Origin of the sequence: Embleya sp. NPDC050493, assembly GCF_044458105.1 — a bacterium.
GTDB lineage: Bacteria > Actinomycetota > Actinomycetes > Streptomycetales > Streptomycetaceae > Embleya.
Map to the genome: position 1 here is coordinate 42716 of NZ_JBITHP010000002.1, position 8270 is coordinate 50985.

Here is an 8270-nt window from a genome sequence, read left to right on the forward strand (position 1 = left end):
GCGGAAACGTGGTGCGGGGGTGGGCCGGGGGCCCTGGGGTGATCGGTGGTGTGGGTCAGTGCTCGGCGAACTGCGGTTCGCGGCGGGCGAGCAGCCAGTACAGGACGCCCGAGACGACCGCGCCGAGCAGGGTGAAGTCGCCGTCGAAGGTCTCCACCAGCGCGCCGGTCCACAACGCGGACTCGGCGGTCAGGCATGCGAAGACGATGCCGGCGCCGAGCGCGATCATCCCGGCGGGATGGAAGCCGTTGCGGTACCAGTAGGCGCCGCCGCGCATGTCGTGCAGGCCGTCGGCGTCGTAGCGGCAGCGGCGCATCAGCGTGTCCGCGATGAACACCCCGCCCCACGGCGCGAACACCACCACGAGCACGGACAGGAAGCTGGTCAGGTTGTCGGTGAAGTTGCCGTTGAACAGCGCCCACAACGAGCCGACCAGGATGAACGCGGTGCTGACCAGGATGCCCTTGGAGCGCGACCAGGGGATGCCGAGCACCTGGAGGTTCAGGCTGGAGGAGTACAGGGTCAGGATCGAGTTGGTGATCGAGCCGCCCACCACGAGCAGCAGGAACAGCGCCTCGAACCAGTCCGGCACCAGGTCGGCGACCCCGGCCACCGGGTCGGTCATGTCCGCCTGGGTGGCCGCGGCCACGCCGACCACGCCGAGCAGCACCGAGGAGAGCATCCCGCCGGCCGCGCCCCACAGGGTGATCGAGCGCAGCGAGGTGTCCCGGGGCAGGTAGCGGGTGTAGTCCGAGGGCATCGGCAGGTAGGAGATCGGGCCGGCGACCAGGACGAGCACGGCGAGCGAGATCGCGTGGAAGGTGTTCGAGGTCTCCGGCGCCGCTCCGGTCTCCAGGCCGGGGACCACGAACAGGATCAGCAGGCCGAAGCCGATGCCCAGTACGTAGGCCATCCAGCGTTCGGCGGCCTGCACGGTGGCGTGCCCCCACATCGCGATGGCGAAGGTGAGCGAGAGGGTGATCGCGAGCGCGACCACCCGGGCGAGGTCGCCGCCGGCCCAGCCGAGCTTGGCGAACAGTCCTTCGAGGGCGAAGGTGCCGACGACGGTGTTGAGAATCGTGTAGCCGATTCCGACGACCCAGTTGAGCAGGCCGGCCGGGAAGTTCCCGTGTACGCCGAACGCGGCGCGCGAGATCACCAGGGTCGCGGTGCCGGTGCGGACACCCGCGAAGCCGAGCGCGCCGACGGCGAAGAACGACAGGCCGGTGACCACGACCACGGCGATGGCGGCCCAGAAGGACAGGCCGAACATCACCGCGAGGGTGCCGTTGATGACGAACGTGAACGACAGGTTCGAGCCGAACCAGAGCCAGAAGACGTCCTTGGCGCTGCCGTGCCGTTCGTCGTCCGGGATCGGGTCGATGCCGTGGGTCTCCACCTGGAAGAGCTCGTCGGAGGCGACCCCCGTACCGAAGCCGGGCGGGGTGACGCTCGGGCCGGCGCTCGCGGTGTCGCCTGTGGAGTCCGTGCGGGGCAGGGTCACCGGACCTCCTCTTCGTGGTGTGCGGCTCGGCTTCGAGGACGTGAGACCGGACCGGAAGCTTGAATGGCATTCAAGGACTTTGAACGCCACTCAAGGTGCGCTGTGGGTGGGGAGGGTGTCAAGAGTTCGTGGCGAAGCCCACCAGAATTTGACTGTCGTTCAAGGTGTCCGTCACCGGCGGGATAGGGTCGAGCCCTTGCGCGAGCGGGTCGGCCGCGCGGTCGAAAGGCGGGTGTCGGTGGTGGCCACGAGGCGGAGCGACGGTCGGATCGCCCAGGACCGGATGCTCGAGGAGGCCATCGCGGCGATCGCCGAGCACGGCTTGGCCAAGCTGACGATGTCCGGCCTCGCGGAGCGCCTGGGCACCAGCGGCGGGCACATCCTGTACTACTTCGGCAGCAAGGATCAGCTGCTGCTGGCCGCGCTGCGCTGGAGCGAGGACCGGCTGGGCGAGGAGCGCGCCCGACTGCTCGCGCGCCGGGTCGCGGCGGACCGCAAGCTGGACCTGTTCCTGGACCTGTATCTGCCGGTCGGCCCGCGCGATCCGCGCTGGATGTTGTGGTTGGAGCTCTGGGCCAGGACGGCCGGCAACGCGGAACTACGGGTGGCGCAGGACGAGATCGACCTCGGCTGGCAGGCCGACCTGGTCACGATCCTGGTCCGGGGCGCGGACCGGGACGTATTGCTGATCGACGACCCGGAAGCGGTCGCGTCGGAGTTGCTCGCGCTGCTGGAGGGGTTGAGTACGCGCACGGTGCTCGGGCTCGGCGGGACGACTCGGGAGAGCGCGTTGGCGATGGCGCGGCGGGCGACCGGGCGGCTGATTCGCTGAGCGGTGCGCGTCGGGGGGCGCCCGGGTGTCGGCGCCGGTGTCGGCGGCGGTACCGGCTCGGCAGGCGGCGCGGGCTTGGCCGGATGGTTGGTCGCGGGGGGATATGTGCCGGCCGCTCGATGCGGCGGGCACTAGCATGAAGCGTGGTCGACCTCGGGGCGTTGTCGCGCAGGTCGGTCGCGCGCGGCCGTGGCGCAATTGGTTGACGCAGCAGGTTTAGGTCCTGCCGTCCGAGAGGATATGAGGGTTCGAGTCCCTTCGGCCGCACAAGTGGTGATTTTCCGGTGGTTTTCGGCCGGTCTTGTGCTGGCGGCCCCGACCCCGCGCACGCTAGCTTGCGGCATGTCGTCCCTGGGGAGGCGCCATGCACTGCGAGTACTGTCCGAAGGTTTCCGGCGGCCGGGTGCAGACGCCCCCCGCGGAGATGATCGTGCCGAAGATCGCCGGTGACTGGGTGGGGTGGGTGCGGGTCGCCGAGGGGCGGGTCGAGACGTTCGGGCGGGCGGTGCCGGCCAAGCCCGACGCGGAGTGCGTGATGAGCTTCGGCCGGCGGATCTTCGAGGGCTCGCCCAAGCGCGGGCTGCACGCCGAGATGGATTGCCTCCAGCAGGCCCGGATGCTCGGACTGCCTTTGGCGACAGGCGAGTTCGCCGACCCCGGAGCCGCTCTCGGGAGCGCTTGTTGTCTGTTGTGCGCCACCGGGCTGGCCGCGGTCGGCATCCGGCGGGTGCCGGCTGTGGACCCCGATCCGAACGCGTGCATGAACTGGCATGCCCCGGCGTTCCTGTTCGAGGATCCGCTGCTGTGTGTGGGGCTGATGGGCGATCGGGCGGCGCATCTGTGGTTGCGGCACCTGACACCGCCGGTGCGCCGGCAGTTGCGCGGGTCGTTGACGGGCGCGATGACCCGGCTGCTGGCGGGGCGGTGGGAGTGAGGCGGGGCGGATCGGGCTTGGCGGGCCGAGCCGGGCCGGAGTGAGCCGGCCCGGCAGGGACCGAGCTGTGGTCCCTGCCGGACGGCGGACGGCAGACGGCGGGAAGCGGCCGGTGGAGGGTGGCGGGTGGCCGATGACCTGTGGTCCTCGGGCCGGGGCCCTCGGTCAGACCGCGTGTTCCGTACGGTCGCCGGACCACTCGGTGTGGAAGGAACCCTCGCGGTCCACTCGGCGGTAGGTGTGCGCGCCGAAGAAGTCCCGCTGGCCCTGGATCAGGGCGGCCGGCAGCCGCGGCGAGCGCAGGCCGTCGTAATAGGACAACGCGGCGGCGAAGCCGGGGGTGGGAATGCCCAGTTCGGCGGCGGTGGCCACCACCCGACGCCAGGCGTCCTGGGCGCCGCCGATCGCGTTCCGGAAGTAGTCGGCGGTCAGCAACGAGTCGGGCTTGCGGTCGGCGTCGTACGCCTCCCGGATCCGGTTCAGGAAGCGGGCGCGGATGATGCAGCCGCCGCGCCAGATCTCGGCGACCGTACCCGGGTCGATCGACCAGTCGTATTCGGCACTGCCGGCCTCGATCTGGTGGATGCCCTGCGCGTAGGCCACGATCTTGGACGCGTACAGCGCCTGCTCGACGTCGTCGGCGAAGCGGTCCGCGTCCTCCCCCTCGAGCGTGTTGCGGGTCGGTCCGGGCAGACCCTGCGCCGCCGCGCGCAGTTCGGCGTGGCCGGACAGGGACCGGGCGAACACCGCCTCGGCGATGCCGCTGACCGGAACCCCCAGGTCGAGGGCGGTCTGCACGGTCCAGCGGCCGGTGCCCTTCTGCTCGGCCCGGTCCTGGACCACGTCGACGAACGGCCTGCCACCGGCCGCGTCGGTGTGTGCGAGCACCTCGGCGGTGATCTCGATCAGGTAGGACTCCAGCCGGCCGGTGTTCCAGGTCTTGAACACCTCGGCGATCTGCGCGGGTTGCATCCCCAGCGCGCGATCGAGCAGGTCGTACGCCTCGGCGATCAGCTGCATGTCCGCGTACTCGATGCCGTTGTGCACCATCTTGACGAAGTGACCGGCACCGTCCGGGCCCATGTGCGCGCAACACGGCACGCCGTCCACCTTCGCGGCGATGTCCTCCAGGATCGGGCCGAGCGCGGCGTAGGACTCCGGGGAGCCGCCGGGCATGATGCTCGGGCCGAGCAGGGCGCCCTCCTCGCCGCCGGAGATCCCGGTGCCGACGAAGTGGATGCCGCGCTCGCGCAGCGCGGCCTCGCGGCGGCGGGTGTCGGCGAAGTGCGCGTTGCCGCCGTCAATGATCATGTCGCCGGGTTCGAGAAGCGCGGCGAACTCGTCGATCACCGCGTCGGTGGGCGCCCCGGCCTTGACCATGATCACCAGCCGCCGCGGCGGCTCCAGTAGCGCCACGAACTCCTCGGCCGTATCGGCGGGTAGGAAGGTGCCCTCGCCACCGAATTCCTCGACCAGCGCACGGGTCTTGGCCGAGGTGCGATTGTGCACGGCGACGGTGTGGCCGTGCCGGGCAAAGTTGCGGGCCAGGTTGCGCCCCATCACGGCCAGTCCGGTGACACCGATCCGAGCTCGCTCCGCCATCTTCGTCAACTCCTGCTGTCTGTCCGGGCATCCGGAGAGGAGGGACCGGGGCGACCGTCGAGACGGCGAATCCGATCCATGACCGACCTGTGCGATCACTGCGACAACATCGTCCGCGCCCGGCGTTAATCCCCCGCTCGCAACACGCCGGCCGTGCCCGGACGCCCCCGTGGCCGGCAGCATCGCCGGATGCGCCGGAATCCGAATGTCGTGCTCTCCGTGGTGGCCGCCGCCTACGGGTTGTCCTCGATGGGGGACCAGATGGCGATGGTCGTGTTGACCCTGCGATTACACGATCAGGGGCGGTCCGGGGCGGTGATCTCGGCGCTGGTGATCGCGAGTGTGCTGCCGCTCGTGGTGGTCGGGCCGTTGGCGGGCCCGTTGCTCGACCGGGTCGAGAGCGGTCGGCTGGTCGTGGCGGTGACCGGGTTCCAGGCGGTGGTCGCGCTCGGGTTGGCGCTCACCACGGACGTGGTGGCCACCATCGTGCTTCTGGTGCTGCTGGGTGCGGGCCTTGCGGTGGTTTCGCCGACCCTGCAACTGCTCGTACCGGAGATCGTGGGCGATGCGGACACGACACGAGGGTTCGCGCGCTTGGAGACGTTTCGTTCGGTCGGCAATGTCGCGGGGCCGGCTCTGGCCGGGCTGTTGGTTGCCGGGGTCGGTCATCGGGCCGTTCTGCTGGGCAACGCGGGGTCTTTCGCGGTGGTGGCAGGAGTGTTCCTCGTACTGCGGATCCGCCGGGAGCCGGCGGCCGGCGACGCCCGACTCGGGTGGCTCGGCCAGGTGCGGCAAGGGGTGGACGTGCTCGGGGGCGATCGGTTGCTGCGAGTGGCGATTCCGGCGTTGGCCACCGCAGTCGTGTTCACCGCAATGATGAATGTGGCGCGGGTCTTCTACATCCGGGACGACCTGGGCGCCTCGGATGCCGGGTACGGCTGGCTGGTCACCGCACACACCCTCGGGATGCTCCTCGCCGCGGCGTTCCTGGCCACGCGCGTTCCGTTGACCTGGCAACCCCGGGTCCTGGCCGGGGCCGGGGCGATGATGGGCGCCGCCCTGTTCGTGAGCTCGACCGTGCCCGTATTCGCCTTCGCCTTCGCCGCGTTCGTCATCACGGGCGTGGCCAACGCGCTACAGAACCTCGCCATCCGCAACCTGATCCATGCCCGTGTCCCACGCGAGACGCGAGGCCGCGCTTTCGCCTCCTCCAGCGCGGCCCTCAACGGTGCGAACCTGACCGGCACGGCACTCGCGGGCCCGGTCGCAACCTCACTCGGCGGGGCCGGTGCACTCCAACTGGCGGGCGCAGGAACCTTGTTGGCGTCACTGGCCGCGGCACCCACCCTCCTGCGCCACCGCCTGATCGACCCGACGGCACACCCGATCTCACCGACCACCCGAACCACGAACCCGACGGGCGATTGAGTCGGGTCCCCGGGCGGGGCCGATCGGGCTGCTCCGGCGGGGAAATCCGGTTGTCGGGGGATTGCCGGCACCGGTACCCATGTGGCCATGAAGTCATCGATTCGCCGTACCCGGCACGCGCTGCCGCGGGGTGAGGCCGAGGTCTGGGCGCCGGTCTCCGTGCGGTACGGGATACCGCCGTACGGCTGCAAGTACCTGTACACCGCCGGTGTGCTGCGCGAATTCATCGCGTCGGCGGGACTGTTGGTGAGCCACGGGCAGTATCTCGCCGCCGCGTCGTTGTCGCTGAACGGTGCCGAACTCGTCGGGCGGTGTGTGTCGGAGCGCACCGAGCAGGGCGTCACGCAGCGGTTGCGCAACGGGCTGAACCATCTGGAGAACCTGGAGAGAGCCGAGGAGGGTGAGGCCATCCCCGAGGCGGATGCGCTGGTCAAGCTGCGCGGTTTCACGGCTCACCCCACCCTCGAACCGCCCGCCGGGTCGGAACTGCAGTTCTCCCACGCCACGTTCGAGTACCTCCTCGACCGTTTGGCGCTCGCCGCCGACCGCCTGTGGACGGACGCCGACGCGAGCATCGTTCGGAAGTTCTCCGGCGCGAAGATCGCCCCGATGCGTACGGACGGGAAGAACCTCTACGTCGAGGCTCTGCTCGCGCACCTCGACGCGGGCCACACGCCGGGCACGCGGATCCCGTACGAGGAGAGTTGGCGGGCGCACTCCGCAACGGTGGTCGGCCGCTGACGTATCGGCCCTCCGAGGCCGTCGCGCGATGACCGAAACGCGACATCGGTCGGCCCGTCAGCCGGGCTCGGGGCGCGCCACGGCGCGGGCCAGGCGGAGTACGCCCGCGCGGATCCGTTCCGGGCCCAGGTCCGGGAGCAGGGCGGTGACGTGTTCGGCCGCCAGGGATGCCAGGAGCGCGTGTGCCGCGTGGTCCGGGTCCGGCGTCGTCGCGTCGTCCAGCAGGATCGTCACATGGCGGTGCCAGAAGCGGTAGGCGCCGATGCGGTGGCGGGCGCCGGGAGAGGACGTCTCCGACATGCGGATCAGGTCCAGGTGCTCCAGTAGGTAGTCGAAATAGGCGTCGACGAATGCGGTGAGGCGTTCGTCCGCCGGTGCTCCCGGGCCCAGGGGTGGTGGGCCGTGCAGGATCGCCTCTTGCAGTGCGCGCTCTCGGGTGTCGAGAAGCGCCGTGGCCAGGCCCGATTTGTCGCCGAAGCGGCGGAAGAGGGTGCCCTTGCCGACGCCGGCTGCCGCCGCCACCTGGTCCATCGATACCGCCGCCACCCCGTGTTCGGCGAACAGCCTTGCGGCGGCGTCGAGTACCGCCGCGCGATTGCGGGCCGCGTCGGCGCGCTCCCTGGGGGGTGGGGTGCGGAGCAGGTCCAGATGGATTGCGGAACCGGACTGCGGTCCGTTAATGTCGTCGTGAGCCACAACCGGACTATAGTCCGATTCTCGCCACGATGGAGGCACCACCATGACCGCACTGATCACCCGGGACGAACTGCGCGCCGAGATCGCCGCCGGCACCGTCACCGTCGTCGACGCGCTCGGCGGCGAGTACTGGGCCAAGCAGCACCTGCCCGGCGCGCTCGCCCTGGTCCGGGGCGAGGTGGACACGCTCGCCCCGACCCTGCTGCCCGATCGCGACGCGGCGATCGTCACGTACTGCTCCAACCCCGCCTGCCCGAACAGCGGCCAGGTCGCCGACCGCCTCACCCACCTGGGCTACAGCAACGTCCGCAAGTACGCCGAGGGCATCGAGGACTGGACCGCCGCCGGCCTCCCGACCGAATCCGCCTGACCGGCGACCCCGGCCGACCCACGGACCCGACCGGCGACTCCCGCCGGTACGCGGAAGGGCGCCCCCCCCCCCCCCCACGGGGCCCGACACCCACCGCGCGGTGGGGGGCACCACCACCGGCGGGCCGAGAGAGACACAGACGCCCCCCCCCCCCCGGAGCGAC

8 protein-coding genes and 1 tRNA gene are annotated in these 8270 nt (G+C 70.8%); 6 read left to right on the forward strand and 3 right to left on the reverse strand.

What is annotated here, in order from left to right:
• Window positions 1-55 precede the first annotated feature (55 nt).
• Window positions 56-1504 (reverse strand): purine-cytosine permease family protein, encoded by a 1449-nt coding sequence (locus ACIBM5_RS03535; protein ID WP_396005144.1) that lies wholly within the window; start codon window positions 1502-1504, stop codon window positions 56-58.
• A 196-nt stretch (window positions 1505-1700) separates the two neighbouring features.
• Here ACIBM5_RS03535 and ACIBM5_RS03540 point away from each other — a divergent pair, with 196 nt between their 5' ends.
• The 3 genes from ACIBM5_RS03540 (at window position 1701) to ACIBM5_RS03550 (ending at window position 3270) form a co-directional block, all read left to right on the forward strand.
• A complete protein-coding gene (locus tag ACIBM5_RS03540; RefSeq protein WP_391588959.1) occupies window positions 1701-2336 on the forward strand; it encodes a TetR/AcrR family transcriptional regulator in 636 nt (211 codons plus the stop codon).
• Between the two features lie 183 nt (window positions 2337-2519).
• Window positions 2520-2603: transfer RNA gene (locus ACIBM5_RS03545), tRNA-Leu, on the forward strand.
• Between the two features lie 136 nt (window positions 2604-2739).
• Complete coding sequence (locus ACIBM5_RS03550) at window positions 2740-3270, forward strand: hypothetical protein (RefSeq protein WP_396005145.1); 531 nt, start codon at window positions 2740-2742, stop codon at window positions 3268-3270.
• 165 nt (window positions 3271-3435) lie between these two features.
• On the opposite strand, the gene gndA is transcribed toward ACIBM5_RS03550, so the two are convergent.
• On the reverse strand, window positions 3436-4872 hold the full coding sequence (gene gndA / locus ACIBM5_RS03555) for an NADP-dependent phosphogluconate dehydrogenase (protein WP_396005147.1): 1437 nt from the start codon (window positions 4870-4872) through the stop codon (window positions 3436-3438).
• 189 nt (window positions 4873-5061) lie between these two features.
• On the opposite strand from gndA, the gene ACIBM5_RS03560 reads away from it, so the two are divergent.
• Together ACIBM5_RS03560 and ACIBM5_RS03565 are read left to right on the forward strand one after the other, a co-directional pair.
• Window positions 5062-6300, forward strand: a complete 1239-nt coding sequence (locus tag ACIBM5_RS03560; protein WP_396005148.1) for an MFS transporter — start codon at window positions 5062-5064, stop codon at window positions 6298-6300.
• A gap of 87 nt (window positions 6301-6387) precedes the next feature.
• On the forward strand, window positions 6388-7041 hold the full coding sequence (locus ACIBM5_RS03565; protein WP_396005149.1) for a hypothetical protein: 654 nt from the start codon (window positions 6388-6390) through the stop codon (window positions 7039-7041).
• 57 nt (window positions 7042-7098) lie between these two features.
• On the opposite strand, the gene ACIBM5_RS03570 is transcribed toward ACIBM5_RS03565, so the two are convergent.
• Window positions 7099-7737 (reverse strand): TetR/AcrR family transcriptional regulator, encoded by a 639-nt coding sequence (locus ACIBM5_RS03570; protein ID WP_396005150.1) that lies wholly within the window; start codon window positions 7735-7737, stop codon window positions 7099-7101.
• Window positions 7738-7780: 43 nt separating this feature from the next.
• Between ACIBM5_RS03570 and ACIBM5_RS03575 the strand changes: the two genes are divergently transcribed.
• Window positions 7781-8107 carry a rhodanese-like domain-containing protein gene (locus ACIBM5_RS03575; protein WP_396005151.1) on the forward strand — a complete coding sequence of 109 codons (327 nt, stop codon included), beginning with the start codon at window positions 7781-7783 and terminating at the stop codon, window positions 8105-8107.
• The last annotated feature ends 163 nt before the right edge of the window (window positions 8108-8270 follow it).